The organism is Castellaniella sp. MT123, from assembly GCF_039614765.1.
Taxonomy (GTDB): domain Bacteria; phylum Pseudomonadota; class Gammaproteobacteria; order Burkholderiales; family Burkholderiaceae_B; genus Castellaniella.
Genome location: NZ_CP154879.1, coordinates 1,226,675 through 1,252,356, shown reverse-complemented (window position 1 = coordinate 1,252,356; position 25,682 = coordinate 1,226,675). Strand labels below are relative to the sequence as shown.

Genomic DNA, 25,682 nt, shown 5'->3' with positions numbered 1-25,682 from the left:
GCCATGGCTTCCGTCTCCGACGTCTCCAGCACCGACCCCAGCGCCGCTGCCGCCTTGGCCGGAGCGCAGACCAGCAGTCTGATGTCCGGTACGCAGAGCCAGTTCCTGACCCTGCTGGTGACGCAGTTGCGCAATCAGGACCCGCTCAACCCGATGGACAATGCCCAGGTCACGTCGCAGATTGCGCAGCTGTCCACGGTCAACGGCATCCAGCAGCTCAACAATACCCTGTTGGCCTTGTCAGGCCAGATGGATATGTCCCAGTCCCTGCAGGCCGCTGGTCTGATTGGCAAAGACATCCTCTACCCGGGGGACAAGGTCTCCGTCGGTGCGGACGGCGTTGCCACGGCTTTTGGCATCGACCTGATGTCGGCCGCAACCAAGGCCACGGTCACCATTCGGGACGTCGGCGGCAATGTCGTTTACACGACGGAACTCGGCGCCCAGGACGCGGGTGTCTATCCATTGGCCTGGGACGGGAAGGACATGACCGGCGCCACTGTGCCCAAGGGCGCTTATACGGTATCGATCGATGCCGCCGATGCCAGCGGCAAACCGGTGTCGGCCCAGGCGCTGACCTACGGTCACGTCAGCAGTACCGCCTATACGACCAGCGGCCTGAAGCTGAATCTGGCGCTGGGCGACAAGATTTCCCTGCTGGACATCCGGCAGGTCATGTAATTTCCGGGGCGGCGCGCGATAGCCGCGCCGTTTCAGCCCGAATCAACGCAGTACGCACTGAAAGAGGTCAATCTCATGGGTTTCGGTCAAGGTCTGAGCGGTCTGAATGCCGCCTCGCAAAACCTGGATGTCATCGGCAACAACATCGCCAACTCCGGCACCGTGGGCTTCAAGTCCGGGTCCGCCACCTTTTCCGACGTCTACGCCAATTCACGCGTGGGCCTGGGTGTGCAGCTGGCCTCCATCAACCAGCGGTTCACGACCGGTACGGTATCGACGACCGGCAATCAGTTCGACATGGCCATCGATGGCGCCAAAGGGCTCTTCGTCGTGCGGCAGCCCGATGGCGGCAACATACTGTATACCCGCAACGGCCAGTTCTTCGCCGACAAGGACAGCAATATTGTTAATGCCCAGGGCCAGCAGCTGATGGGCTACAAGGCCGACATGTCGGCCACACCCCCCAAGCCGATCCTGGGTACCCAAGTCGGACTGACCGTGCCGCTGGGCAACATGAGCCCGAAGGCCACGACCTTGGTGACCGACAAGTTGAACCTGGATGCCAGCGCGCCGATCATTTCTCCGTTGGTTACACCACCAGATCTGACGCAATCGTCCACTTATTCGACGTCGTTTCCGACGACCGTCTACGATTCGCTGGGGATTGCCCACCGGATCGATCAGGTCTATCAGAAGACAGCTCCCAATACGTGGCAGGTTACCTATCTGTGGGACGACGGCACGGGCCCCGCGAGTGTGGGCACTGCTACCCTGAATTTCAAGCCGTCCGGCGCCCTGGACACCATCGTTCCGGCGTCCGCGAGCTTCACCCTTGCTACCCTTCCTGCCACGTCAGGGGCCAATCCGCTGACGGCAACCGTTTCTTACGATGGCTCGACCCAGTTTTCCGGCGGCTATACGACCAATTTCATCCAGGACGGCTATGCCTCCGGCGAATATGCCAGCACCTCGATCGGTACCGATGGCTCCGTCGTGGCCAATTACACCAATGGGGCCAAGCAGGTCATGGGCTTCGTCGCCCTGGCGGATTTCAACAACCTGCAAGGCCTGCAGCCCGTGGGCGGCAATGCCTGGGCGGAAACCGCCAATTCCGGTCAGCCCCTGCTGGGCACGCCCGGCGTCAACGGCATGGCCACCATCAAGGGCCAGGCGGTGGAAGAGTCCAACGTGGACATGTCGCAGGAACTGGTCAACATGATTATTGCCCAGCGCACCTATCAGGCCAATGCCCAGACGATCAAGACGCAGGACCAGATCATGCAGACGCTGATGGCCATGCGCTAACGCGGCGAAACGGTATGGATCGCATTCTCTACACGGCGTCCAACGGCGCCGCCCGCATCCTGGAACAGCAGTCGGTCATCAGCAACAACATGGCCAATGTCTCCACGACGGGTTTCCGCGAACAGATGGCCATCTACCGCTCGGTGCCGGTCGTGCCGCAAGCGGGCGAATTACCCACACGGGTCAGCACGGTAGCGTCCACGCCCGGCAGCCAGTTCGGCCAGGGCGCCATGGTCGAGACTGGCCATTCGCTGGATGCCGCGATCGCCGGCGACGGCTGGTTCGCGGTCCAGACACCTCAGGGCGAAGCCTATACCCGCGCGGGCGAATTCGCTGTCAATCAGCAGAACCAGCTGGTCACCCAGACCGGCCTGCCGGTGCTCTCCAACGGGGGCGGCCCCATCGAAGTCCCCGACCGCGGCAGCATCACGTTTGCGACCGACGGCCAGATCAGCGCGCTGGGCGCGGGCGACAATCCCCGCGACATCCAGTTGCTGGCGCAGCTGAAACTGGTCAACCCGGCCAAGAACCAGCTGGTGCGTGGCGATGACGGTCTGTTCCGTGTGGCGGGCGGTCAGCCGGCCCAGGCAGACCCCGCCGTGAAGATCGCGCCGGGGTTTGTGGAAAAAAGCAACGTCAATCCGGCGGCCGCCATGGTGGCCATGATTTCCAATGCGCGCCAGTTCGAGATGCAGATGCAAGTGATCAAGAACGCCAGCACCAACGAAGAGCGCGGCAATTCGATTCTTTCGGCGGCGGGCTGAAGCCCTTCGCTCCTGAACAGGACCTCCTGACATGATTCGTTCCTTGTGGATCGCCAAGACCGGTCTGGAAACCCAGCAGACCAGCATGGACGTGATTTCCAATAACCTGGCCAACGTCAACACCACGGGCTTCAAGCGCAGCCGCGCCGTATTCGAAGACCTGATGTATCAAACCGTTCGCCAGCCGGGCGCGGCCGTGGGTGCGGCCAATCAGCTGCCCTCGGGCCTGCAGCTAGGCACGGGTGCACGCACCGTGGCCACCGAACGCATTCACTCCCAGGGCGATCTCAAGCAAACTGGCAATGCCCTGGATGTCGCCATTCAGGGCAACGGATTTCTGCAGGTCGAGATGCCGGATGGGTCTTTTGCCTACACGCGCGACGGCAGCATCCAGCGCGATCAGAACGGCATGCTGGTGACCGCGGGCGGGTATCCGATTCAGCCGGGCATCAACATTCCAGACAATGCCCTGTCCATCACGATCGCGCGCGACGGCACCGTGTCGGTCACGCAACCGGGCGCGACGGGCACCAACGTTCAGGTCGGCCAGCTGCAGCTGGCAACCTTCATCAACCCCACCGGCCTGCAAAGCCAGGGCGAGAACCTGTATGTGGAAACCGACGCTTCAGGTCCGGCCAATTTGCTGCAGCCCGGGCTGGAAGGCGCCGGGGTCCTGCTGCAGAACTATGTGGAAACGTCCAACGTCAATGTGGCGGAAGAACTGGTGAACATGATCACCACTCAGCGCGCCTATGAAATGAACAGCAAAGCGGTGCAGACGTCGGACCAGATGCTGGCCCGCCTGACACAGATGTAAACAGGATGGTCCACGAACAATCAGATCGCCCCCTGGGCAATCATCGGTCTGACGCCCAGGCAGGGGCGCGGGCGGCCCGGGCCGACATGACGGCGCGTCGCACACGCTTTTTGTCGCAGCCTTGCCGGCGCCGCGGCGCCGCGATCGGCGCCGTCGTCTTCGCGCTGGCCCTGTCGGGTTGTGCGCTGGTGCCACCCGAACCCGTCGTCACCGGACCGCTGACGGCGCCCCCGCCACCGCCCGCGGCACCGGCCGCCGAGGCCAATGGTTCCATCTACCAGCCGACGGCTTATGGCAACTATCCGCTGTTCGAGGACCGGCGCCCGCGCAACGTGGGCGATATCGTCACGATTGTGATCCAGGAAAAGACCAACGCGGCCAAAAGCGTGGGTACCAGCACCAATCGCAGCGGCAATGCCAGTATGAACATCGGGATCTCGCCGGCGATCCTGCCCAATGAAGTCGGCGCGCAACAGAACTTCCAGGCGACCGGCGGCAACAAGTCAGATGGCAAGGGCTCCAGCAGCGCCACCAATGCCTTCACCGGCACCCTGACCACCACGGTCATCGGCGTGCTGCCCAACGGCAACCTGCAGATCGCCGGCGAAAAGCAGATCGCCATCAACCGGGGCAGCGAATACGTGCGGTTTTCCGGCGTGGTCGATCCGCGTTCCATCACGGGCAGCAACACGGTGTCCTCGACCCAGGTGGCTGACGCACGCATCGAGTACCGCAGCAAGGGCGTGATGGACGAAGTCCAGACTATGGGCTGGCTGCAGCGCTTCTTCCTGAATATTGCCCCGTTCTGACGACATGATCATCGATCACCAGCCTTTTCTTCGTTCCCTGGTTCGGCGCCTCGCCGCCGGGGTGCTGCTGTCCACACTGCTGCTGCCGATCGTACGGGCCGAGCGGATCAAGGACCTGGCGTCCTTTACCGGTGTGCGTGAAAACCAGCTGATCGGCTACGGGCTGGTCGTCGGGCTGGATGGCAGCGGCGATCAGGTCCGCCAGACGCCGTTCACCCAGCAAAGCCTGACCAACATGCTGTCTCAGCTGGGCGTGACGGTGCCCCAGGGCACCAACATGCAGGTGAAAAACGTCGCAGCCGTCATGGTCACTGCACGCCTGCCGGCGTTCGCCCAACCGGGGCAGAGCGTGGACGTGGTGGTGTCGTCCATGGGCAATGCCAAAAGCCTGCGCGGCGGCACCTTGTTGATGACCCCGCTGAAGGGCGCCAATGGCCAGGTCTACGCGCTCGCCCAGGGCAATCTGCTGGTGGGTGGCGCCGGTGCTTCCCAGGGCGGCGCCAGCGTGCAGGTCAATCAGCTCAATGGCGGCACCATTCCCGATGGTGCCATCGTCGAGCGCGGTGTCCCCACTTCCTATGCTCAGAACGGCGTCGTACGCCTGGAATTGAACACCAGCGACTTCGCCATCGCGCAAAACGTGGTGGCGGCACTGAACCGCCGGTTCGGCGGACAAACGGCGACGGCCGTCAATGGTCGTACGATCGAATTGCGGGCACCGATGGATCCGAAGGGTCAGCTGACCTTCCTGTCCCAGGTGGAAAATTTGCAGGTCAGTTTGCCGCCGGCGCGCGCGCGTGTCGTCATCAACGCCCGCACCGGTTCGGTGGTGATGAACCGCACCGTCATGATCGACGAGGCCGCCATTGCCCATGGCAATCTGTCCATCGCCATCAGCCCGCAGCAGCAGGTCAGCCAGCCCAACACGCCGTTCGGCGGTGGCCAGACGGTCGTGACCAACAACACGCAGATTCAGATGCAGACGCAGGGCGGGGCGATCAAGCGCGTGAACACCAGCGCCAATCTGGCCGACGTGGTGCGCGCCCTGAACGCACTGGGGGCCACGCCGCAGGACCTGCTGTCCATCCTGCAGAACCTGAAGAGTGCCGGCGCGCTGCGTGCCGACCTGGAAGTGATCTGAGGACGGCCATGGCTTACGTGACACAGACGCCGCTGCCAAGTTCCGGTGCCCAGCCTTCGGTCCTGGATTTCAGCAGCCTGAACACGCTGAAGCGGGGCGTGCAGGCGGGTGCCAACGCCCCGGCCGACAAGCAGCGCGAAGTCGCGCGCCAGTTCGAGGCGGTGTTCATCCAGATGATGCTGAAACAGGCGCGCCAGACCTCGGATCAGATGCCGACGCTGCTCGACTCCCAGGCCACACGGATGGCGCGCAGTCTCGGCGATGAGCAGGCTGCGCTGGCCCTGGCGAATCCAGGATTGGGGCTTGCCGATGCGCTGATGGCGCAGATGCAGGGCAATTCTGGACAGAAGGCGGCGGATCCGCTGGCGAATCCGCCCGAAGCTGCCCGTTCGCGTCTGCCAGGGTTGCAATCCCGCATCGGCGAAGGGCGCCGGCAGGTCGCGGATTCGATTGCATCCCTGATCGACGTGCTGACGCAGCGTCGCCTGGGCCAGAAGGTCAGCAGCGCCATTCAGGGGGCGCCGGACCATATCCGCACCTTCGTCGATCAGATGGCCGCCGCTGCGGACGTCGCGTCGCGGCGCAGTGGCGTGCCCGCCAAACTGATCCTGAGCCAGGCCGCGCTGGAGTCGGGCTGGGGGCAGCGGGAAATTACGCGCCCCGATGGATCCAGCAGCCACAATCTGTTCGGCATCAAGGCCGGACGCGGCTGGCATGGCGAGGTCGTGCAGGCCATGACGACCGAATACATCGATGGCGAGCCACGTAAGATGGTGCAGCCCTTCCGGGCGTACGCGTCCTACGCTGATTCCCTGACCGACTACGCGAACCTGATCAGCCAAAGCGATCGTTACAGCGCCGTGATGACGGCGCGTTCCGCCGAGGACGCGGCCCGCAAGGTGCAGGCCGCCGGCTATGCCACCGACCCGTCCTATGCGGACAAACTGATTTCCATCATGGGCTATTTCAACGCCCGGTGATGATCAGCGCGGGGCCGGACAGCAGGGTGCGGATCGGGGCCGCCAGGTGGGCAGGCAGGCTGGACCGCTAAATTTTCCGCCGTCCGTGCCGTTACTAAACTAGATGAATTTTCAGGCGTGCCTTCGCGGCACGCACACAACTGACAGGATTTCAGCACATGAATCTGGCGAATCTGGGCAAGGCCGGCCTGCTGGTCGCACAAAACCGTCTGGACACCGCGGGGCACAACATCAACAATGCGGCCACCGATGGCTACAGCCGCCAATCGGTGCTGGTACAGACGGCTGGGGCTACCTCCACCTCGGCGGGCTGGATCGGCCGTGGAGTACAGGCGGTCAGCGTGCAGCGGTCCTATGACGCCTTCCTGTATCGCCAGCTGACCGCTTCCCAGACTCGCGGCGCGGCCTTGAAGAGCTACGGCGATCAGATCAGCCAGGTCAACAATCTGGTGGCGGATCGCACCGTGGGGATTTCGCCCAACATCCAGCAGTTCTTTGATGGCCTGGACGCGGTGGCGACATCACCCGCTGACGTGGCCGCCCGCCAGGAACTGCTCGGCCGGGCCAACAGCCTGGCCTCGCAGGTCCGCGATGCCAACGCCTTTCTGGATAGTCAGCGCGCGAACGTCAACACCCAGATTGACACTACTGTCACGCAGGTCAACAGCTACCTGGACCGCATCCAGGATCTGAACCGCCAGATCACGACGGCCAAGGCCACCAATCCCAACCAGCCCCCCAACGATCTCTTGGATCAACGTGACCAGTTGGCCAGTGAACTGGGCCAACTGGTGAACATCCAGGTCTACGAGCAGGATGATCGCTTCAACATTACCGTCGGCAATGGCCAGACTGTGTTGGGCGGAGACACGGTATTTCACCTGCAGGTACAGCCCTCGAAAGCCGACCCTGGCCGCCTCGCAGTGAATTACACCGTCGTCGATTCCACGGGCAAGCCCAAGCCCGTCGAGATGAGCGACAGCCTGATCACTGGCGGCAAGCTGGGCGGCTTGCTGACGTTCCGCTCGGATGTGCTGGATTCCACACAGAACGATCTGGGGCGCCTGGCGCTGGGCATTTCCATGTCTATCAATGCCCAGCACACGCAAGGCTATGACCCGTCGGGTGCACCAGGGACAGACTTCTTTACGGTCTCCGCGCCCAAGGTCATCGAGAATGCCGGGAATACCGCCACGACCAATCCGGACGCGTCCATCCAGGATGTGTCCAAGCTCACCAATCAGGATTATCGCCTGGCCTACGACGGCACGAATTACACCGTCACCCGCGTACCCGACGGCACGGCGCTGGGAACCATTCCCAATGGCGGTAATGCGACCTTCGACGGCGTGACGTTCGATACGGCGCCGGTAGCCGGCGCGGCCACGGGGGATTCCTGGCTGATCCAGCCGACCCGGGCGGCTGCTGGCGGCATGAATGTTGCCATCACCGACCCGGCAAAAATTGCGGCGGCGGGTTGGGACGCCACCGCCAATGGGGGAGCAGGCGGCCCCGCAGGTTCGGCCAACGGCGACAACGCGCTGAAACTGGCCCAGTTGCGTACGCAAAAGGTCCTGGGCGGTCTGTCCGGCAGTCCGGCGGGGCAGGGCTCCATGGGCCTGAACGAGGCCTACTCCCAGCTGGTCAATAACGTGGCTGTCAAGACTCAGTCGAACACCACGGCACAGAAGGCCCAGAGTTCCCTGATCCAGCAGAACGTCGCGGCGCAGCAGGCGGTGTCCGGTGTGAACATGGACGAAGAATACATCAACCTGCAGCAATTCCAGCAACAATACCAGGCCGCTGCGCGCCTGATCGATACGGCTTCCACGCTGTTCGACACCCTGCTCAATCTGCGCAATTAAGCCGCATCGGTCTCTTCGGAAATTCATCATGCGTATCAGCACCAGCCTCGTATTCCAGACCGGACTGAACACCATCAACGCTCAGCAGTCCGATTTGATGCATCTGTACCAGCAGATCGGCTCCGGCCAGAAGATGGTCACGCCCTCCGACGATCCGCTGGGGGCGTCCCAGGCCATCAATATCTCGCAGTCGCAGGCGCAGAACACCCGGTATGCCGGCAACCGGGCGGTTGCCAACCAGAATCTGGGCACCGAGGAAGACGCACTGAATTCCCTGACCAATCTGCTGGTGGACGTGCGCACCCGTCTGGTACAGGCGGGCAATGGCACGCTGTCGGACTCGGACCGTCAGACTTTGGCCAACGTCTTGCAGAATGCGCGCGACACCGCCATGGGCATCGCCAACACGACCGATGGCAATGGGCAGTATGTGTTTTCCGGATCCAAGGGCAGCTCGCCCGCGTTTGATGCGGCGGGTACTTATCTGGGCGACAGCCTGCAGCGCAATATCCAGGCCGATGCCACCCGCCAGATCGCTGGCAGTGACGTCGGGTCGGATATTTTTCAGCGGGCGCAGCCGGGGACCCTGGCCTACACCAGCGCCGCCGCCGCGGGGAATAACGGCACGGCCGTGCTGGGCGGACCCTATATTTCGGATCGCACCGCCAACCCGGATGCGCGCTACTCGTATGCGGTGTCGTTCACGAGCGCGACGGATTACACGGTTACCGTGACCGATCATTCGGCCGTTCCCCCCACCGTTGCAGCACCCGTCAACTACACGCTGCCAACCAACGCCACGGAAATGGACCTCGGCAATGGCACGAAGGTCCAGTTATCGGGTGCCCCCGCCACGGGCGATGCATTCACGGTCGAGCCGCTGAAGACCCAGAACGCCAACATCTTCCGGACGCTCGACAATCTGGTTGCCGCCCTGAACGCGCCGTCACAAGGTGACGACAAGGCCTCGGCCGCCCTGCACAATGCGCTGAACACGGGCATGCAGCAGCTGGCCTCCAGCTATGACAACGTCCTGACGGTGCGAGCCTCGATCGGGGCGCGCATGAACGAATTGACGGCCCTCAATGATAGCGGCAGTCAGCGCGGCCTGGGCTTTACCCAGGCCTTGTCCGGCCTGGAAGACCTGGATTACTACCAGGCCACGACGCAGCTCAATCTGCGCAAGATGGCGCTGGAAGGCGCCGGCCTGGCGTTTCAGACGATCCAGGGCCTGAGCCTGTTCAAGATGGGCAAGCCCGCATGACCGTGGGTGGACAAGGCAGCGACGCGGGATGATGATGCCGGCGGATTTGTGCACGACGCAGGTCCTGGCATTCTAGGTGAATAGGGCCGACAAGGCCCTATTTTCTTTGGAAGAAAAGCAGCATGCGTATGGCATGCTGACGATAACCAGAAGGGTGAGGTGACATGAAAGTCCGTTTTCTGAAATGGCGTTCCGTGACGTTGTCCTTGCAGGCCCGCTTGACGCTGGTGGTGGGGCTGTTGTCCCTGCTGACCTTCGCGGCAGTCGGCAGCGCGTGGTTTGTCCAGCAGCAAAGCCAGCAAACCATCAGTCAGTTGGCCACCATAGGCGTGCAGGCCAATTCGGATGTGAAGAACGCCCTGATCTACGCCCAGCAGGCTGCCACGCAGATCGAAGGCGCCCTGGGCATCGCCAATGAAACGCAGCGCCTCTGGGAACTCGGCCAAGCCGATCAGTTGCTGAAGCGCTCGCACGACCACATCGACGCTCTCCTGGCGTCGGGCGCCCTGGGCGGCGAGCGGACGCAGACGCTGCTGCATATCCTGACCACGTCCTTCAAGGATTATTGGGCTCAGGTCGCGCAGTTGCGCGATCTGGCGGCCAGGCAGGACGCCAAGGGATTCGAAGCCATCAAGCGGGGGCGTCTGCGCACCGCGGCGCGGGGAATGGATCGAGCATTCGGCCAGTTCGACCAATATGTCCAGGATAGCAGCGCCGAATCGCGTGAATCCCTCGCGCGGTTGTACACCTGGGCCCATCAGGGCTTTCTGGGCCTGTTGAGCGTCGCGATCGTCCTGGCGCTGCTGACGTACCGGATCCTGATCCGGACGGTGCTGCGGCCTCTGCAGGGCGTGGGGCGTCATCTGCGGAAGATGGCGGACGGCAATCTCGACGTCGCCATCTTCCCGAAATCGCGGGATGAGATCGGCTTGTTGCTGCATGGCCTGAAGGACATGCGCGATGGGCTGGAAACGCTGATTCTCGGGGTGCGGGGACGCATGGACCAGATGACGGAGGGCACGCGCCGCATTGCCTCCGGCAATCAGGACCTGAGCAGTCGCACCGACCAGCAGGCGGCTGCGCTGCAGCAAACGGCCGCCAGCATGGAAGAGCTGGCCAGCACGGTGAAGCAGAACGCCGATCATGCACGGCAGGCCAATCAACTGGCGGGTACGGCATCCCAGGTCGCGTCGCGGGGCGGCCAGGTGGTCGATGAAGTTGTCCAGACCATGGATGGCATCTCGGACAGTTCACATAAGATCGCCGATATCGTCGGAGTGATCGACAGCATCGCGTTCCAGACCAATATCCTGGCGCTCAACGCAGCAGTCGAGGCCGCCCGCGCGGGCGAGCAGGGCCGCGGCTTCGCCGTCGTGGCGGCCGAAGTCCGTGCGCTGGCGCAGCGCTCGGCCTCCGCCGCCAAGGAAATCAAGGATCTGATCGACGACTCCGTCAGTCGCGTTCAGGCGGGGTCGGCGCAGGTCGACCGCGCGGGAGAAACCATGCGGGAACTCGTCCAGGCGGTGACCCGGGTATCCGACATCATGAGCGAGATCACGGCGGCCACGGTCGAGCAATCGTCGGGGATCGACCAGGTCAATCTGGCCATTGCGCAGATGGATACGGTGACTCAGCAAAACGCATTGCTGGTGCAGCAGGCGGCCACAGCGGCAAGTTCGCTGGAATCCCTGGCGACCGAGATCGAACAGTCCCTGGGCGTGTTTCAACTCAGTCAGACCACGGCGGACGCCGCCAGGGTCCGGGATCCCGCAGCGGCTTCGGCGGATCCTGGTCACGGTCTGCCGCTGCCCGCCGCGGGACCCGTCCCGCGCCTGGCAGCGGCTCAGGCGGCGCGATAGCAAAACACGGGCGCCATGCGGGCGTCCCCCGACACTAAGAATTGGGAGCAATCTTGAACATGTCATTTTCCTGGGCCGGGCGGCTTACCCCGTGTGGTGGGCGCTTGCCGCTGGCCGCGCTGGTGGTTTCGGCGGCGCTGCTGGCGGGGTGCTCCGTCACCGGCCAGACTTTCAACACGGGCGGATTGGACCGGATCGTGGTTGGGCGCACCACGCTGCAGCAGGCTGCCCAGGACTTGGGTGCCCAGCCGACGAACGTCTGGCAACAGGGCGACTCGTTGCTGGCTCGCTGGGGCTACACGGGGACCGTCGCCACCGATGCGGTCTATTTCCGTCAGGAAGTCTGGCTGCGTTTCGGACCGGACGGCACGTTTCAGCGGGTGGAAAACAGCGTCAACCTGCCCATGATGCACCACCCTAGAACGGCGGAGGAAGCGGATCGCGAGGCTGCGCAGGCGCGGGATCGTACGGCAGCGGCGCAGGGGAAGCCCATGCCCGTTGCCGGACAATCATCCACCGAGACCGGGGCCTCCGAGCCGATTCCGGTATCGTCGCCCCCGCCGATCGTACCGGCTTCGCCCGGCACGGCGGGTGTCACCGCCACGCCGGCCGCTTCCGGGGTGGGGCCGGCACAGGCTGCCACGCCGATGGCCGGCGCAGACGTACCGTCCAGCCAGCCGCTGCTGCCGGCGGGAACCCAGGTGGTGCCTGGTACAAGCTACGACCTGCGGCCAAAGACCCCGTAATCCCGCGTCGCCCCGCGAGCGTCGGGGCAGGACACTAGAGCCCGGCCAATCCCCGGGCGATCCGCCCCATGGCCTGATAACCGTCCTGGAACAGCCCGGCCAGGAAATCGCCGCTGCGGGGCAGCACGATCGACAGCATGATCAGGCCGGTCGTCAGCGAAATCGGGAAACCCACGGAAAACACCGACAGCTGTTGTGCTGTGCGGTTCAGGATGCCCAGGGCCAGGTTGATGGTCAGCAGCACGATGATCAGCGGCAGGGCCAGCAGCATGCCCGAGATCCACAGTTGGCCGCTCCAGTCCAACAGCGCGCCCCAGCCGTTGGAATTCAGGGACGCGCCGATGGGCAGGATATCGAAGGTGCGCACCAGGCCGTCGAGCATCAGCAGGTGGCCGTTGACAGCCAGGAAGATCAGCATGGCGACCAGGTTGATCAGGCGCGACAGCACCGCCGTGTTGGCACCGGTTGCCGGGTCGAAGAACGAGGCGAACGCCAGCCCCATCTGCAGGCCGACGAACTCGCCGGCCATCATGGCCGCTGTGAACACGAGCCGCATGCACAGCCCCAGCGCCATGCCGATCAGGACCTGCTGGGCCGCGATCAGCAAGCCGGCGAAGGATGCGGGCGGAATATCGGGCAGCGGGCCGATCAGGGGCGCCACCACGATCGCGCAGGCGACCGACAGGCCGATCCTGATGCGCACGGGGATGCTGGATTCGCCCAGGATGGGGGCCAGCATCACCAGCCCGGCGATCCGGAACAGCGGCCACAGCAGGCCGTTGATCCAGTCATAGAGCTGGCTGATCTGAAAGTCGATCATGATCGCGCCGTGTGTATCGTCAGGAGTGTCCTGATCGTTGGTCGGTCAGCCGCGCGCATGCGGATCCGGCGGGCAGGGCATCAGCTGGCCAGGCCCGGGATGGTATTGAATAGGCTCTGGATGTAGTCGACCATCGTGGTGATCAGCCAGGGACCCAGCAGCACCAGCGCCACGCCCACCGCCAGCAGCTTGGGGATGAACGACAGCGTCATTTCGTTGATCTGGGTGGCCGCCTGGAAGATGCTGATGAGCAGGCCCACCAGCAGCGTCACCAGCAGCAGCGGTCCCGCCATCACCAAGGCCACGCGCAGGGCCTGGTAGGTCATGGACATTACGGCTTCGGGCGTCATGCGGCACCTCTCATTGGTAGAAGCTGCGAGCCAGGGACCCCAGCAGCAGGTGCCAGCCGTCGGCCAGCACGAAGAGCATCAGCTTGAAGGGCAGCGAGATGGTGACGGGTGGCACCATCATCATCCCCAGGGCCATCAGCAGGCTGGCGACCACCAGATCGATGATGAGGAACGGGATGAAGATGGTGAACCCGATCTGGAAAGCGGTCTTCAGTTCGCTGGTGACATAGGCCGGGACCAGAACGCGCAGCGGGGTGGCTTCGGGGGTCTCCAGCGGGCCGACCTTGGCCATATCGGCGAACATGCTCAGATCGGCCTCGCGGGTCTGGTGCAGCATGAAGGCCTTCAGGGGCCCGGCGCCCCGGTCCAGCGCCTGCTCGAAGGTAATCTTGTCGCCGGCCAGAGGCTGATAGGCCTGGGTGTAGATTTGATCGAAGACCGGCGACATGGTGAAGAACGTCAGGAACAGCGCCAATCCGACCAGCACGGCGTTCGGCGGCGAGACACCGGTGCCCAGCGCGTTGCGCAGCAATCCCAGGACGATGATGATGCGCGTGAAGCTGGTCATCATCAACAGGGCGGCCGGCAGAAACGACAGCATGGTCAGCATGACCAGCGTCTGCACGCTCAGCGACCAGGTTTCGGAGCCATTCGGGCCTGGTGTGGCGGTGAGCGCCGGCAATGTTGCCTGTGCCAGGGTGCTGCCAGGCCAGATCAGCAGAATCAGAAACCCGGCCGACAGCCAGCGCAAGACGCATGAAGCCGGTAGTGAGAGCCCGATCTGACGGGTGAAAGCGGGACGGACGGACATCAGGATCTCGACAGGGTCTTGCCCAGTGTGTCGGCAAAATTTCCTGTGGGGCGTGTGGGGGGCGCATCGGGCGCCGCAGGCAGGGTGTGCAGCAGCGTGACCTGCTGGGCGGTGACGCCCAGTACCAGGCGGGTATCATCGATCTGGACCACGGCGATCGAACAGCGGGTACCCAGGCTGTGCGTGCCCAGAATACGCAGGTTGGAGGCACCCGATGGGCCGCGCAGCCAGCCACCGCGCCGGGCCGCCCAGGCCAGCGCCAGCAGCAGCCCCAGGATGAACAGCAGGGCGAGGATGACGCGCAGGATCTGGGCCTGGTCCATGGTGGATCAGCGGCGGTTGTTCAGTCGCGCAATGCGGTCCGAAGGCGTGATGATGTCGGTGACGCGGATGCCGTATTTCTCGTCCACGACCACGACCTCACCCTGTGCAATCAGGTAGCCGTTGACGAAGATGTCCATGGGCTCGCCGGCCAGGCCGTCGAGTTCCACCACCGAGCCTTGGCCCAGCTGCAGGATGTTCTTGATCGTCAGGCGGGTGCGCCCCAGTTCGACCGACAGCTGAACCGGGATGTCCATGATCATGTCGATGTCGCTGTCGCTGTCGCCGGCCTGCCCCATCAGCGGCTGGAATACCTGTGCCGAGGCAGCTTGCGCCGCAGGAGCGACCGCCGCCGGCTGGGAAGCCGCAGTCTGCTCGGCCAGCGCCGCCGCCCAGTCGTCCTCCGCGCCCAGGCCGGCCGCCTGAGTGGGTTGATCGTGTGCAGATTGCTCGGCCAGCGCCGCCGCCCAGTCGTCTTCAGGGCTGGTGGGCGCGGAACCCGTTTGTGTGGGGTCCAGGGTGTCGTCGTCTTTGATGTCGCTCATTTCTTCGTGCGGGCTAGCAGTTTGTCGGAATCCCCGGGCGTGGCGAGGATCTTGTTCACGCGCAGAGCATAACGGCCGTTGAAAGTCCCGTAACCGCATTCCAGCACGGGAACGCCTCCGACGCGGGCCGTCACATTCGGTTTGACATCGACGGGCAGCACGTCGCCGACCGCCAGGTGCAGAAGTTCGGCGATGGAGGTTTCGATGCGGGCGAATTCCACGCTCATCTCGACCTCGGCGCTGCGGACTTCGCGAGACAGTTGCTGGGTCCAGCGCTGGTCGATGGAATCCGCGGCGGACTGTTGCAGCGGCCGCGTCAGCAGATCGCGGATGGGTTCCAGCATCGAGTAGGGCAGGCAGACGTTCAGCTTGCCGCCGGAAGACCCCAGTTCGATGTTGAACGAGGACACTACCACGACGTCGTTGCCCGAAGCGATACTGGCGAACTTGGTGTGCATTTCCGAGCGGATATATTCGAATTCGATCGGATGGACGGCCTCCCAGGCCTGACCATAGCTTTCCAGGGTCAGGCTCAGCAGCCGGCGGATGATGCGTTGTTCGGTATTGGTGAAGTCGCGGCCTTCAATCCGTGTGTTGTAGCGGCCATGGCCGCCGAACAGGCTGTCAATGACCAGAAATACCAGGTTCGGGTCGTAGGTGAACAGGCCCGTGCCGCGCAGCGGCTTCAGGGCCACCATATTCAGATTGCTGGGCACCGGCAGATTGCGTTCGAAATCCGCGTATGTCTGGATTTTGATGGTATTGACGGTGATGTCCGCATTGCGGCGCATGAAGGTGAAGAACATCGAACGCAGGCGGCGCGCGAAACGCTCGTTGATGAGTTCGAGCGTCTGCATGCGATGGCGCACGACCCGGTCGGGGGAACCTAGGTCGTAGGGCCGAACGCCATCCAGGGGGCCTTCGGTAGCTGGTTGCCCCGAGGACTCCTCGCCGGTGACGCCGGCCAGCAGGGCATCGACCTCGTCCTGGGAAAGCATGCTCTGGTATGGCATTACTGCACCACGAATGCCGTGAACAGCACGTCAGCCACGTGCGGGCCGGCCAATTGGGCCGTGAAGGGCCGCGACAATTCTGTCTTAAGCGCCCCGCTCAGGGCCTGACGGCCCTCGGGCGTCTGGATCTTGGACAGTTCCTGCGTCGACAGCACCTTCAGGATGCGGTCGCGGACCTCGGGCATGTAGTCCTGGATCTGTTTGCGCGAGGCCTCGTCGTTCAGGCGCAGCGTGATGGCGGTGTACAGGATCCGGTTGCGGGTCTCGCCGTAGAGCGTGACCGTGAAGGGTTCCAATTCGGCGAAGATGGGGGCCGGAACGGCGACAGGCGCAGCCGCACCGGCTGCAGGGGCGGCGGATGGCGTGGACATGCTGCTCCTGTTCATGAACAACATCGTGCCGCCGATCGAAGCGCCGATGATGATGATGAGCAGAAGGATGAATTTAAGTAGCCTGAGCATGGTTCCGGGTCAAGGTGTCTCGAGGGTATGGGCGAAAAGGCATTGTAGCGGCTGAGTCCGTCCGGTCGACGGCAGGCCTTACACGAAGGTGTCCACCAGCGAGTTGGGACGGGCGGCTGTCCGCGAGGGAGCGGACAGGGTTGTCGTGTCGAGCCCCGAGACCGATCCGCCATCCAGACTGAAGGTGGCGCCATCTGGCGAGCGGGACTGCTGGGGCTGCTGGGCGAATTGTTGCTGTCCTGGCTGCTGGTCGCTGACGTTGGATTGCCCCAGGGACAGACCCGCCTGGGCCATCTGCTGTTCCAGATGGGGCAGGGCGTTTTCCAGAGCCTGGCGGACGCTGGCATGCGGCGAGACGAAGGATGCCTGGGCAATCGTGTCGCCCAGATGCAGGGTGATGTGCACCGGCCCGAGTTCGGGCGGGTTGACGTGCATCTGGACGGTATGGCCCGACACGCCGGACTGGGTCAGGCTCAGGACCTGGCGGCTGAAGTCCTGCGGCCACTGAGGGTGATCCAGGGGGGTGGACAGGGAAACCTGAGGCGTGGCCGGGGCTGCCGTGGCGGGCGCGGCCGGCAGCGACGGTACCTGGATTGGGGCGGCCTGCGCGGCGGCAGCCAGAACATCTGGCGTGGCGGCGGGCTGGATCGCAAGCTGCGCGTGTCGCACAGGCCCGGTGGCGTCTGTCGTGAAAGCCTGCCCTGATCGCTGGTTGTCCGTGACCGCTTCGGTGCGCGTGTTCAGGACGGTTGCGGTTTTGCTGGCGGCGACCCGGGGGGTTGCGGTGGCGGGTGCGGTCTCGGCCCCAGTGAGCGGGACGGGTTGATCCGGTTTGTTGTTCAGCGCGACGGCACCCCGATTGTCGCGCGGCTGGTGCGAATCGAGTCCTGACGGCGCGGCTGCGCGTCGCACATCGGCCGGTGTATCGCTGTCGGCAGTTGCTGTGGAGGCAGCCAATGTGGAGGCAGCCAATGTGGAGGCAGCCGCCGTGCGGGTCGCAGCCCGCATGAGGCCGGGCCCGCCGGTCTGGCTGTCGGGGGTCGTGCGCCGAATGGCGTCGGGTGGCTGAGGCAGAGCCTGCATCAGCGGCAGGGCGACGCTGTTCAGGATCAAGGCCAGGGTCTCGTCAGGCCCCGGGGTCTCTTGCCGGTCGGCGCGGTCAGTCTTTTCAGTCTGAGGACGCCCGGCGGCGGAGGTGGATTCCTGTTTGTCCGGGGCGGTCGCGCCACGCTGGCTGGACAGGACGTTCGAGAAGACCGGTGCGTCGTTGGCCGAGCCGGCATCCGCCGGGCGCGCCGCGCCTTCGGAGGGGGACGGGCTGGGGCGGTTTGCAGGGAGAACGGGCATGTTCATGGCGGGGGCGGATTCAGTGAGGCTGTCGCGTACGTCGGTACAGACCAGCCGAAATTTCGTCGCTGGCCCGTTGTTCCCACCGCTGCTCATGGTACTGCAGCTGGCGCACCTGACGGGCCTTGAGCGTTTCGTAGGAACTCAGGCGGCGCTTTTCATCGTGCCACCGCTGACGTCCTGCTTCGATTCGCGTGTCGATCTGGGCGATGATGCTATTTTGCTGGGAAATAGCCTCGTCCAATGTGGCGATAAAGTGCCTAAAGTTGTGGTAATTCGAGGCCGATACGCCGCCTGCGGTGGTGTCCTGCAGGCGCTGGGTGTAATCGCCGCGGTAGGTGTCCAGCGTGCTGAGCTGTTTCTGGGCATTGCGCCGCTCTTCACCCAGTTCCGACAGGGCGCGTCCGGCTGCGTCCAGCTTGTCTTGCGCCAGGTTGATCAGGACGTCCAGTGGTGTTTCATGCGGCATGGTTCGTCTCCAGGCCCAGGACGCCGGACAAGGCGGCGACGGCCGTCGGGTAGTCCACCTGGGCGTCGATGCCCTGCTGCAGATAGCCTTCGAGCCATGGGTAGCGCTCGATGGCCTGGTCGATGTCCGGATCGTTGCCCGCGGTATAGGCGCCCACGGCGATCAGGTCGCGGTTGCGCTGATAGCGCGAGACCATGCGTTTGAATTGATGGACACAACGGAATTGGCTGGCGGGCACGATGGCCGACATTACCCGCGAGATCGAGGCTTCGATATCGATGGCCGGGTAGTGGCCGGACTCGGCCAGCGCGCGCGACAGGACGATATGGCCGTCCAGGATGGCCCGGGCCGAGTCGGCGATCGGATCCTGCTGGTCGTCGCCTTCGGTCAGCACGGTATAGAACGCGGTGATCGACCCGGCTGCGCGGTCGCCCTGGGGGGCGCCATTTCCGGCCCGTTCGACCAACGCCGGCAGCTTGGCGAAGACGGATGGCGGATAGCCTTTGGTGGCCGGCGGTTCGCCGATGGCCAGGGCGATTTCCCGCTGGGCCATGGCATAGCGGGTCAGCGAATCCATGATCAGCAACACGTGCTTGCCCTGGTCGCGGAAGAATTCCGCCAGCCGGGTGGCGTAGACGGCGCCTTGCAGGCGCAGCAGCGGGGATACGTCGGCGGGCGCGGCCACCACGACCGAGCGGGCCAGGCCGTCGGCACCCAGATTCAATTCGATGAATTCCTTGACCTCGCGGCCGCGTTCGCCGATCAGGCCGACGACGATCACATCGGCCCGGGTGTAGCGGGCCATCATGCCCAGCAGCACGCTCTTGCCGACGCCGGAACCGGCGAACAGACCCATGCGCTGTCCCCGGCCGACCGTCAGCAGCCCGTTGATCGCGCGCACACCCACATCCAGGACGGTATCGACGGGGGCCCGGGACAGGGGGTTGATGTGTGTCGCGCTGAGTGGCGCGAGATCCAGGTCGGTGGGCAGCGGCTTGCCGTCGAGCGGTCGGCCCGCGCCATCCAGAACCCGTCCCAGCAGCGCATAGCCTACCGGCAGGTGGCGGGCCTGATCCGTGCTGATGGTGGCGGCCGGTTCGAGATCCAGGGTCGAAGGCAGGGGAACCGGGTCGAGCAGCAGAGTTTCCGCCGGCACGATGCGCGCACCGGGAGGCAGGCCCGTGATGTCGCCTTGCGGCATCAGGTAGAGTGTGTCGGCATGGAACCCGACGACTTCGGCATCCGCCCAGAGGTCGCGTCCGGGAGAAACCTGAATCCTGCAGGCCGCCCCCACGGGCAACTGCAGGCCGGTCGCTTCCAGGACGAGGCCTGTTGCGCGGGTGATGCGGCCCTGGCGCCGGGTGGCCTGCCGGGCCTCGACCCGCTGCTCGCAGATCTCCAGTTGGGCGCGCCAGCGGGCGCCCGCCGATTCCAGGGGTGCCTCGGGCGCCATCATGGCTGTCCGGGCTTCTGGCCCAGTGCCGAGATCACGCGCCGCCAGCGGGTTTCCAGCGTGGCATCGACGGATCCCAGGGCGGTTTCCGCGATGCAGCCGCCGCGCGAGATCCGCTCGTCGGCGATCAGGCGGTAGCCACTCAGATCGGGGTTCTGCCGCAGGAAAGCGTTCACCAGATCCAGATCATCCGGGTGCAGGCGCAGGTTCAGCGGTGCGCCGGGCTCGGGCCGGCCCTGCATGACGTCCTGGACCACGGCCAGGATGTGGTCGGGATGTTCGTGGATCTGCGTGCGTAGCACCTGCTCGGCGATCCGGGTCGCCAGCCGGATAAGCGATTGGCCGATTTCCTGTTCCAGGTTGTTGATCGCGTCCGCGCCCGCCCGGGCCAGGGCGTCCAGGCGTGCCGCCTGTTCCCGGGCCTGCGCCGCGCCCTCGATGCGGGCTTCGGCGAGACCCTGGGCATGGCCTTCGGCGCGGCCCGATTCCAGCCCCTGGGCGTGGCCTTCGGCGTGGCCCGATTCCAGCCCTTGGGCGTGGCCCTCGCGCAGACCCTGTTCGAACCCGGCCTGGTGACCCTTGGCCATGCCTTCCTGGCGGGCATCGGCCAGGGCTTGCGCCCGCCGGCGCAGGATCTCCGCCTGGTGGCGTTCGGTGTCGGTTGCCCGGCGGTTGTGCGAGACTCTCCGGGATTCCAGGGATTCCAGGGATTCCATATCCCAGCGCTGCCAGTCGGCGCGCCTTTGGAGATCCGCGGAGGGTTTGTCAGACATACTGATCGTTGCCCATGCTCAGGTTGATCTGCCCGGCATCCGCGAGTTTGCGGGCCACCAGGAGGATGGCCTTCTGTTCGGTCTCGACGCGCGACATGCGCACCGGGCCCTGGGCTTCCAGATCGTCTCGCAGGATTTCGGCGGCGCGGTTGGACATGTTCTTGAAGAACTTCGCGCGGAGCTCTTCGCTGGCGCCCTTCAACGCGATGGTCAGCGAGGCGGTATCGACTTCCTTCATGATCAGCTGGATGGCCGCGTCTTCGACGTCGGCCAGGTTGTCGAAGACGAACATTTCGTCGACGATGCGCTGCGCCAGATCGGCGTCGATCTCGCGCAGGCTGCTGACCACCGCTTCTTCCTCCGTGGTGTTCATGAAGTTCAGGATCTCGGCCGCGGTGCGTACGCCACCCATCTTCGAGCGCTTCGCGCCCTGGCCGGACAGGACCTCATTGAGCACGTCGGTCAGTTCGTGCAGCGCCGACGGTTGCACGCCACCGAAGGTGGCGATGCGCATCATCACGTCGTTGCGCAGGCGTTCGTTGAGCAGGGCGAGGACCGTCGAGGCGCGGTCGCGTTCCAGGTGAACCAGGATCGTGGCGATGATCTGTGGGTGCTCGTCGGCGATCAGTTCGGCGACATTGGCCGGTTCCAGCCAGTTCAGGGCGTCGATGCCCGAGCCGGTGCCTTCACCGCCTTCGAGGATGTCCTCGATCAGTCCGGCGGCGCGGTCGGTGCCCAGCGCCTTGGTCAGGACGGAACGGATATAGTCGTCCGAGCCGAGGGTGACCGCCATGAACTGGTCGGCTTCGCGGCGGAAGTCTTCCAGCACGGCATCGACCTCGGCGCGGGTCACCTGCTTGAGGTTGGCCATGGCCGTGCCGATCAGCTGGACCTCGCGCGATGACAGGTATTTGAAGACTTCGGCGGCCGAGTCTTCACCCAGTGACATCATGAGGATGGCGCAGCGGGTCAGATCGGTTTCAGGGTTTGGCATTCTTGGGGTCCATCCAGGCTCGCAATACCATGGCCACGGCGCGCGGGTCGCGTTGCGCCAACTGGCGGGCGGTGTCCAGGTTTTCCTCGTAGCGGTTCATTTCGGATTCGTGCACCTCGTCCTGACGGCGTTGTTCGCGCATGGTTTCCAGGTGCGCCTCGTTCTTGACCCGCTCGACCTGGGCGTTGGCGAAGCCCTGCACGATGGGCCGGATCACCGAGCGCCAGAGGAAGAACAGGACCGCCAGAACCAGTACAACCTTCAGGACCTGCAGGGCCAGGCTGCGGTAGGCCGGGTCTTCCCAGGGCTTGACGGCGGGTTCCTGATTCGTGAATGCGTTGTTGACGACGCTGAGCGTGTCGCCACGATCCACGGAATAGCCCATGGCCTGCTTGACCAGGGCGTTGATGTTGTCCATCTCCGCCGGGTCCAGTGGCGCCGGATCCCCGTCTTTTTCGCGGTAGTTCACGACCACGGCGACCGACAGGCGCTGCAGGGTGCCGAGTTCGTGCTTGACGTGGCTGATGGTGCGGTCGACCTCGTAGTTGACCGTGGAATCGTTGCGCGCCGAGCCATGGGTGGGCTGGGTGGAGTTGGTGCCCACCGCCTGCGTGGTGGCGCCCGGGGCGCCGCCGGGCGCATTGGCTGCCTGGGCCCCTGGGCCCTGAGCCGGCTGATTGGCCTGTGCGGTCTGAATCGGCGCGGTCGCGTTGGCGGGGGGCTGGTTTGTCAGCGCGCCCGGGACGCCTGCGGGTGGCAACACGCCGTTTTGCATCGAATCGCTGGTCTGCTTGCTGCGGATGGCGGCGGTGCCAGGGGTCTCATTGGGCCGATAGACCTCGGACGTCTGCTCGCGCTGCGAGAAATCGACGCTGGCGCTGACCTGCGCACGAACGTTGCCCGGCCCCACGATGGGATTGAGCAATGTGAGGATGCGCTGGCTGGTGCGCTGTTCGATGTCGTTGATGAAGTTGCGCCGCGATGTGTCCAGACCGGCCTCGCCGCCCGGTTTGGACAGCAGGTGGCCGTCCTGGTCGACGATGGAGACGTTTTCGGCATTCAGTTTTGGCACGCTGGACGAGACCAGCCAGGTAATGGCGGCAACCTGGGCCTCGCTGAGGCTGCGCGAGGGGAATAGCGTCACGAGCACCGAGGCCGTCGGAACCTCGCGGTCACGCACAAACAGCGACTCGCGCGGAATCGCCAGATGCACGCGCGCCGACTTGACGGGCTGCAGCGCTTCGACCGAGCGGGCCAGTTCGCCTTCCAGGGCACGCTGGTAGGTGACCTGTTCGGTGAACTGGCTGGCCCCGAACTGGGGCTTGTCCAGCAGCTCGAATCCGACGCTGCCGCCGCGAGGCAGGCCCTGTTCGGCCAGCTGCAGGCGCAAGGCGTACACCTGATCTGCAGGCACCAGGATCGTAGCGCCGTTGTCGGCGAACTTGTATGGGATGTTGCGCTGGTTCAGAATGCCGACGATGGCGCCGCCGTCACGTGATTCCACATTGGAGAACAGCGTCTTGTAGTCCGGTTCGCGCATCCAGAGGGATGCGACGACCAGCAGGGCGACGACGGCCGCGCCAATGCCCAGCAGGACGGGGCGCGGCAGCGCGGTCAGTCGCGCCAGGGCGGGATTTTTGGTCATCCAGTCGGCAATCGGGTTCATCGGGCAGGGAATGCTGAAGAGGGTGCCAGGCAGCGCCCGGGCCAGAAACCGGTGGTCTGGATGATGTGCATGCTGGTGCGGCGGAATGGGGAAATGATGGCGGCCATTATGGCGTCGAATACGGTTCGGACAAGCCCGGAAAAGCCCAGGTTTTGGGGCATAGTTAAGCTGATCTCCTGACAAGTGGCCGCAATCGGGGGCTGACAGAGGCAGTGCCGGTCAGTCGACTCGCCGTGCAATCGGGCGAATTGTCCGCTCTTGTTCCCGCTATTGAGGGACTCGGTCGGCGAGGCGGCCGCGTATATTACAACGGTGCCGGCCGCAGGGTCGGCCACTCACTGTTTGTCAGCAACCTTATCCGATAGCTTCCACATGATCACCTCCCAGGCCCTGGCCAGTGTTGAAAACCTGCTGTCCCAAATGCGCGCCGTGGCGCGCGCCTCGGAAGGGGCGTCGGCTCAGCCGCGGGTGGGTGGGGTCGATTCGCAGGGTGGCTTCGCGGCCGAACTGTCCCGCTCCCTGAATCGGGTATCCCAGGCGCAGAATGCCGCCAACACCCAGGCAAAATCCTTCGAGATGGGGGATCCCGGCATTTCACTGAGCAACGTGATGATCGATCTGCAGAAGGCGGGGCTGTCGTTCCAGGCTACCGTCCAGGTCCGCAACCGTCTGGTCGAGGCCTATAAGGAAATCGCCAACATGGCGGTATAAGCTCCGTCGGGCAGGCGCTTTTGACGCCCGCCGACCGGATTGCGCTCAGGTCGGCTGGCCCGGCGCTTATTTTGCGTTGTCCAGCTGTGGCCGGTCCGGTTTCCTTACGCTCTGGCCTTCCGTGTCCAAGGCGTACAGCCAGGCCAGCAGTTCCGCGATGGCAACGTACAGTTTGGGCGGGATGTGCGCGTCCAGGTCCACCTGCATCAGCAGACCCACCAGTTCGGGGGATTCATGCACGTACAGGCCGTGCTCGCGGGCTGTGCGGATGATGGTCTCGGCCAGGGTGCCGTACCCCTTGGCGACGACGCGCGGCGCCGAATCCGTCGGATCGTAGGCCAGGGCAACCGCGCCGGGGCGGTGAGGATCAGGGTTTTGCGATTTCATGATCTGAAGAATCCTGGCCGGCGGGAAAGATGCCCACCCCCGTGGCTTGTGCATCGGGATCCTGATCCAGGACGGATAGCTGGCTGGCCTGCAGGCCCTGGGCCAGCAGACGTGATCGCAGGGGTTCGATGGCCTCGCTCAGCCGGTCGGCGGATCGCGGCGCGGTCAGTCTCATGACCAGTTGATCGCCGGACAGACTCAGTCGCGCCTGGACCTCTCCCAGGGTCGGCAGCCGCAGGGTCAGCCGGGTGGACCAGTGTTCGAGTGTGGTGTCCGGTGTGTGCTCGTCCCCGGGCAGGCGGCGCTGAACTTCCCAGCGCATGTCGGCGCCGGGCCAGGCTTCGCCCTGCCAGACGAAGCTCTGGTTGGCCAGGACCTCGAGTTGCTGGCGAACCAGGAACTGGGCCTGGGGATCGATGCCGGGGACTGTGGCGGATCCGGCTGGGGGTTGTCCCGCATGTGTCTGGCCGGTGGCGCCTTGCTGGGCGGGGGCTGGCGCCTGGGTGCCCGGGTCCTGGGTGGTGACCGCCGTGGCGGCCTGTGCCTGCTGGATGATCGCCGCCAGGGTGGCGGGTTGGCCGCCGTTGCCTGCTGGTTCGGGCATGCCTGGGGGTGCGGCCTGCGATGCGAGCCGCCCCTGAGGCTCCTGGTGCAGTTCCTGGACCTGAGTCCTGCCTGTCGCCAGTTGTGTCAGGTGCGATTCGTAGAATAACCCGCTGTGCTGGATCGACTGCGACAGGGCCTGGGCAAACTGGGCGGCGAGTGCGCCCGGCTGGTTCAGTGCCGGCGCCATCTGGGCCCAAATCCGCGTGGCGCCGGCGGCCTGCCCGGACAAGCCGGCTGGCGGTGGCGCGCCCGCACCGGAGCCCGCTGCGGCGCCCGGCTGGCTGGCGGTTCCTGATGGGCTGTCCGGGACGGATGGCGACAGCAGGGGTGAGTGGCTCTGGATCGTCTGGCTGGCCTGCGGGAATTCGTTGATGAGCGCCAGAATGATGCGGGCCGCATAGCCCAGGGTGGTGGGGGCGGATTGCGTCGTGCCTTTGAAGGTGCTCGAACGACCCAGCAGGTTGTCCAGCTGCATTTCCCGCACGGCTTTGCCGGCGGTGGCTCTGCGCTGCCCTTCGGCGTTGGCCTGATCGACGGATTCGCGGGGATGGCGCTGGGTGGGGTTTTGCAGCGCGTTGGGGCTTTCCGGGTTGCCGGGCTGTGGAACCGCCTGCGGGCCGGCGCCGGACACGAGATTGGCCTGCTGCCCCAGTGTGGTGCCGAGTGCGGCATCCAGCCGCTGAATCAGCAGTGTGCCGAGGTTGGACGGGGCACCGATACTCAT

General features: G+C 64.8%; 27 protein-coding genes. 12 read left to right on the top strand and 15 right to left on the bottom strand.

Going from position 1 to position 25,682, the window contains the following annotated elements; all coding sequences use genetic code 11:
* Positions 1 to 3: 3 nt before the first annotated feature.
* The 11 genes from ABCV34_RS05760 to ABCV34_RS05710 all read left to right on the top strand — a co-directional run bounded on the left by ABCV34_RS05760 (position 4) and on the right by ABCV34_RS05710 (position 12,231).
* Entirely contained in the window at positions 4 to 681 is a 678-nt protein-coding gene (locus tag ABCV34_RS05760; protein WP_345798254.1) for a flagellar hook capping FlgD N-terminal domain-containing protein, read from the top strand.
* A 75-nt stretch (positions 682 to 756) separates the two neighbouring features.
* On the top strand, positions 757 to 1,986 hold the full coding sequence (gene flgE / locus ABCV34_RS05755) for a flagellar hook protein FlgE (RefSeq protein ID WP_345798253.1): 1,230 nt from the start codon (positions 757 to 759) through the stop codon (positions 1,984 to 1,986).
* Between the two features lie 14 nt (positions 1,987 to 2,000).
* Entirely contained in the window at positions 2,001 to 2,750 is a 750-nt protein-coding gene (gene flgF, locus ABCV34_RS05750) for a flagellar basal-body rod protein FlgF (protein WP_345798252.1), read from the top strand.
* 31 nt (positions 2,751 to 2,781) lie between these two features.
* Positions 2,782 to 3,567, top strand: coding sequence for a flagellar basal-body rod protein FlgG (flgG, locus tag ABCV34_RS05745; protein WP_345798251.1), 786 nt, complete (start codon positions 2,782 to 2,784; stop codon positions 3,565 to 3,567).
* 86 nt (positions 3,568 to 3,653) lie between these two features.
* Entirely contained in the window at positions 3,654 to 4,376 is a 723-nt protein-coding gene (locus ABCV34_RS05740) for a flagellar basal body L-ring protein FlgH (protein WP_345798715.1), read from the top strand.
* 4 nt (positions 4,377 to 4,380) lie between these two features.
* A complete protein-coding gene (locus tag ABCV34_RS05735; protein WP_345798250.1) occupies positions 4,381 to 5,517 on the top strand; it encodes a flagellar basal body P-ring protein FlgI in 1,137 nt (378 codons plus the stop codon).
* A gap of 8 nt (positions 5,518 to 5,525) precedes the next feature.
* Positions 5,526 to 6,497 (top strand): flagellar assembly peptidoglycan hydrolase FlgJ, encoded by a 972-nt coding sequence (flgJ, locus tag ABCV34_RS05730; protein ID WP_345798249.1) that lies wholly within the window; start codon positions 5,526 to 5,528, stop codon positions 6,495 to 6,497.
* A gap of 158 nt (positions 6,498 to 6,655) precedes the next feature.
* Positions 6,656 to 8,362, top strand: coding sequence for a flagellar hook-associated protein FlgK (gene flgK, locus ABCV34_RS05725; RefSeq protein WP_345798248.1), 1,707 nt, complete (start codon positions 6,656 to 6,658; stop codon positions 8,360 to 8,362).
* A gap of 28 nt (positions 8,363 to 8,390) precedes the next feature.
* Complete coding sequence (gene flgL, locus ABCV34_RS05720) at positions 8,391 to 9,626, top strand: flagellar hook-associated protein FlgL (protein WP_345798247.1); 1,236 nt, start codon at positions 8,391 to 8,393, stop codon at positions 9,624 to 9,626.
* Positions 9,627 to 9,790: 164 nt separating this feature from the next.
* Positions 9,791 to 11,485, top strand: a complete 1,695-nt coding sequence (locus tag ABCV34_RS05715; protein WP_345798246.1) for a methyl-accepting chemotaxis protein — start codon at positions 9,791 to 9,793, stop codon at positions 11,483 to 11,485.
* A gap of 59 nt (positions 11,486 to 11,544) precedes the next feature.
* The gene (locus ABCV34_RS05710; RefSeq protein ID WP_345798245.1) at positions 11,545 to 12,231 is read left to right on the top strand and encodes a hypothetical protein; all 687 of its coding nucleotides are present in this window, start codon (positions 11,545 to 11,547) and stop codon (positions 12,229 to 12,231) included.
* 34 nt (positions 12,232 to 12,265) lie between these two features.
* Here the strand turns inward: ABCV34_RS05710 and fliR are convergent, their stop codons facing one another.
* From fliR to fliF, 13 genes are all read right to left on the bottom strand, one after another.
* Entirely contained in the window at positions 12,266 to 13,051 is a 786-nt protein-coding gene (fliR, locus tag ABCV34_RS05705; protein ID WP_345798244.1) for a flagellar biosynthetic protein FliR, read from the bottom strand.
* An 80-nt stretch (positions 13,052 to 13,131) separates the two neighbouring features.
* Positions 13,132 to 13,401 carry a flagellar biosynthesis protein FliQ gene (gene fliQ, locus ABCV34_RS05700; protein ID WP_345798243.1) on the bottom strand — a complete coding sequence of 90 codons (270 nt, stop codon included), beginning with the start codon at positions 13,399 to 13,401 and terminating at the stop codon, positions 13,132 to 13,134.
* Between the two features lie 10 nt (positions 13,402 to 13,411).
* Positions 13,412 to 14,098: a flagellar type III secretion system pore protein FliP gene (fliP, locus tag ABCV34_RS05695; protein ID WP_345798714.1), complete on the bottom strand. Its 687-nt coding sequence runs from the start codon at positions 14,096 to 14,098 to the stop codon at positions 13,412 to 13,414.
* 113 nt (positions 14,099 to 14,211) lie between these two features.
* The gene (fliO, locus tag ABCV34_RS05690) at positions 14,212 to 14,535 is read right to left on the bottom strand and encodes a flagellar biosynthetic protein FliO (protein WP_345798242.1); all 324 of its coding nucleotides are present in this window, start codon (positions 14,533 to 14,535) and stop codon (positions 14,212 to 14,214) included.
* 6 nt (positions 14,536 to 14,541) lie between these two features.
* Positions 14,542 to 15,078: a flagellar motor switch protein FliN gene (gene fliN / locus ABCV34_RS05685; protein ID WP_345798241.1), complete on the bottom strand. Its 537-nt coding sequence runs from the start codon at positions 15,076 to 15,078 to the stop codon at positions 14,542 to 14,544.
* Positions 15,075 to 16,091, bottom strand: coding sequence for a flagellar motor switch protein FliM (gene fliM, locus ABCV34_RS05680; protein WP_345798240.1), 1,017 nt, complete (start codon positions 16,089 to 16,091; stop codon positions 15,075 to 15,077). The genes fliN and fliM overlap by 4 nt, the downstream gene beginning before the upstream one ends.
* Complete coding sequence (gene fliL / locus ABCV34_RS05675) at positions 16,091 to 16,552, bottom strand: flagellar basal body-associated protein FliL (RefSeq protein ID WP_345798239.1); 462 nt, start codon at positions 16,550 to 16,552, stop codon at positions 16,091 to 16,093. The genes fliM and fliL overlap by 1 nt, the downstream gene beginning before the upstream one ends.
* 78 nt (positions 16,553 to 16,630) lie before the next feature.
* Complete coding sequence (locus tag ABCV34_RS05670; protein ID WP_345798238.1) at positions 16,631 to 17,905, bottom strand: flagellar hook-length control protein FliK; 1,275 nt, start codon at positions 17,903 to 17,905, stop codon at positions 16,631 to 16,633.
* 13 nt (positions 17,906 to 17,918) lie between these two features.
* A complete protein-coding gene (gene fliJ, locus ABCV34_RS05665) occupies positions 17,919 to 18,368 on the bottom strand; it encodes a flagellar export protein FliJ (protein WP_345798237.1) in 450 nt (149 codons plus the stop codon).
* Positions 18,358 to 19,824, bottom strand: a complete 1,467-nt coding sequence (fliI, locus tag ABCV34_RS05660) for a flagellar protein export ATPase FliI (RefSeq protein ID WP_345798236.1) — start codon at positions 19,822 to 19,824, stop codon at positions 18,358 to 18,360. The genes fliJ and fliI overlap by 11 nt, the downstream gene beginning before the upstream one ends.
* Positions 19,821 to 20,594 carry a flagellar assembly protein FliH gene (locus ABCV34_RS05655; protein WP_345798235.1) on the bottom strand — a complete coding sequence of 258 codons (774 nt, stop codon included), beginning with the start codon at positions 20,592 to 20,594 and terminating at the stop codon, positions 19,821 to 19,823. The genes fliI and ABCV34_RS05655 overlap by 4 nt, the downstream gene beginning before the upstream one ends.
* Positions 20,587 to 21,588 (bottom strand): flagellar motor switch protein FliG, encoded by a 1,002-nt coding sequence (gene fliG, locus ABCV34_RS05650; RefSeq protein ID WP_345798234.1) that lies wholly within the window; start codon positions 21,586 to 21,588, stop codon positions 20,587 to 20,589. Before fliG ends, ABCV34_RS05655 begins: the two co-directional genes overlap by 8 nt.
* Complete coding sequence (gene fliF / locus ABCV34_RS05645) at positions 21,575 to 23,233, bottom strand: flagellar basal-body MS-ring/collar protein FliF (RefSeq protein WP_345798233.1); 1,659 nt, start codon at positions 23,231 to 23,233, stop codon at positions 21,575 to 21,577. Before fliF ends, fliG begins: the two co-directional genes overlap by 14 nt.
* A 393-nt stretch (positions 23,234 to 23,626) precedes the next feature.
* Here fliF and fliE point away from each other — a divergent pair, with 393 nt between their 5' ends.
* The gene (gene fliE, locus ABCV34_RS05640) at positions 23,627 to 23,965 is read left to right on the top strand and encodes a flagellar hook-basal body complex protein FliE (protein ID WP_345798232.1); all 339 of its coding nucleotides are present in this window, start codon (positions 23,627 to 23,629) and stop codon (positions 23,963 to 23,965) included.
* Between the two features lie 66 nt (positions 23,966 to 24,031).
* Here fliE and ABCV34_RS05635 read toward each other — a convergent pair whose 3' ends face one another.
* Positions 24,032 to 24,352, bottom strand: a complete 321-nt coding sequence (locus tag ABCV34_RS05635; protein ID WP_345798231.1) for an EscU/YscU/HrcU family type III secretion system export apparatus switch protein — start codon at positions 24,350 to 24,352, stop codon at positions 24,032 to 24,034.
* Positions 24,333 to 25,682, bottom strand: coding sequence for a flagellar hook-length control protein FliK (locus ABCV34_RS05630; RefSeq protein ID WP_345798230.1), 1,350 nt, complete (start codon positions 25,680 to 25,682; stop codon positions 24,333 to 24,335). The genes ABCV34_RS05635 and ABCV34_RS05630 overlap by 20 nt, the downstream gene beginning before the upstream one ends.

What these genes read in the sequence shown, in the direction of transcription:
- fliJ (WP_345798237.1), bottom strand. Translation starts at nt 18,368, where the DNA reads ATGCCGCATGAAACACCACTGGACGTCCTGATCAACCTGGCGCAAGAC.
- fliR (WP_345798244.1), bottom strand. Translation starts at nt 13,051, where the DNA reads ATGATCGACTTTCAGATCAGCCAGCTCTATGACTGGATCAACGGCCTG.
- flgL (WP_345798247.1), top strand. Translation starts at nt 8,391, where the DNA reads ATGCGTATCAGCACCAGCCTCGTATTCCAGACCGGACTGAACACCATC.
- ABCV34_RS05710 (WP_345798245.1), top strand. Translation starts at nt 11,545, where the DNA reads ATGTCATTTTCCTGGGCCGGGCGGCTTACCCCGTGTGGTGGGCGCTTG.
- fliI (WP_345798236.1), bottom strand. Translation starts at nt 19,824, where the DNA reads ATGATGGCGCCCGAGGCACCCCTGGAATCGGCGGGCGCCCGCTGGCGC.
- flgE (WP_345798253.1), top strand. Translation starts at nt 757, where the DNA reads ATGGGTTTCGGTCAAGGTCTGAGCGGTCTGAATGCCGCCTCGCAAAAC.
- fliF (WP_345798233.1), bottom strand. Translation starts at nt 23,233, where the DNA reads ATGACCAAAAATCCCGCCCTGGCGCGACTGACCGCGCTGCCGCGCCCC.
- ABCV34_RS05635 (WP_345798231.1), bottom strand. Translation starts at nt 24,352, where the DNA reads ATGAAATCGCAAAACCCTGATCCTCACCGCCCCGGCGCGGTTGCCCTG.
- fliE (WP_345798232.1), top strand. Translation starts at nt 23,627, where the DNA reads ATGATCACCTCCCAGGCCCTGGCCAGTGTTGAAAACCTGCTGTCCCAA.
- fliM (WP_345798240.1), bottom strand. Translation starts at nt 16,091, where the DNA reads ATGCCATACCAGAGCATGCTTTCCCAGGACGAGGTCGATGCCCTGCTG.
- fliG (WP_345798234.1), bottom strand. Translation starts at nt 21,588, where the DNA reads ATGCCAAACCCTGAAACCGATCTGACCCGCTGCGCCATCCTCATGATG.
- ABCV34_RS05670 (WP_345798238.1), bottom strand. Translation starts at nt 17,905, where the DNA reads ATGAACATGCCCGTTCTCCCTGCAAACCGCCCCAGCCCGTCCCCCTCC.
- ABCV34_RS05760 (WP_345798254.1), top strand. Translation starts at nt 4, where the DNA reads ATGGCTTCCGTCTCCGACGTCTCCAGCACCGACCCCAGCGCCGCTGCC.
- fliN (WP_345798241.1), bottom strand. Translation starts at nt 15,078, where the DNA reads ATGAGCGACATCAAAGACGACGACACCCTGGACCCCACACAAACGGGT.
- ABCV34_RS05735 (WP_345798250.1), top strand. Translation starts at nt 4,381, where the DNA reads ATGATCATCGATCACCAGCCTTTTCTTCGTTCCCTGGTTCGGCGCCTC.
- ABCV34_RS05655 (WP_345798235.1), bottom strand. Translation starts at nt 20,594, where the DNA reads ATGTCTGACAAACCCTCCGCGGATCTCCAAAGGCGCGCCGACTGGCAG.
- fliL (WP_345798239.1), bottom strand. Translation starts at nt 16,552, where the DNA reads ATGCTCAGGCTACTTAAATTCATCCTTCTGCTCATCATCATCATCGGC.
- flgG (WP_345798251.1), top strand. Translation starts at nt 2,782, where the DNA reads ATGATTCGTTCCTTGTGGATCGCCAAGACCGGTCTGGAAACCCAGCAG.
- ABCV34_RS05630 (WP_345798230.1), bottom strand. Translation starts at nt 25,682, where the DNA reads ATGAGTATCGGTGCCCCGTCCAACCTCGGCACACTGCTGATTCAGCGG.
- ABCV34_RS05715 (WP_345798246.1), top strand. Translation starts at nt 9,791, where the DNA reads ATGAAAGTCCGTTTTCTGAAATGGCGTTCCGTGACGTTGTCCTTGCAG.
- ABCV34_RS05740 (WP_345798715.1), top strand. Translation starts at nt 3,654, where the DNA reads ATGACGGCGCGTCGCACACGCTTTTTGTCGCAGCCTTGCCGGCGCCGC.
- flgK (WP_345798248.1), top strand. Translation starts at nt 6,656, where the DNA reads ATGAATCTGGCGAATCTGGGCAAGGCCGGCCTGCTGGTCGCACAAAAC.
- flgJ (WP_345798249.1), top strand. Translation starts at nt 5,526, where the DNA reads ATGGCTTACGTGACACAGACGCCGCTGCCAAGTTCCGGTGCCCAGCCT.
- fliQ (WP_345798243.1), bottom strand. Translation starts at nt 13,401, where the DNA reads ATGACGCCCGAAGCCGTAATGTCCATGACCTACCAGGCCCTGCGCGTG.
- fliO (WP_345798242.1), bottom strand. Translation starts at nt 14,535, where the DNA reads ATGGACCAGGCCCAGATCCTGCGCGTCATCCTCGCCCTGCTGTTCATC.
- flgF (WP_345798252.1), top strand. Translation starts at nt 2,001, where the DNA reads ATGGATCGCATTCTCTACACGGCGTCCAACGGCGCCGCCCGCATCCTG.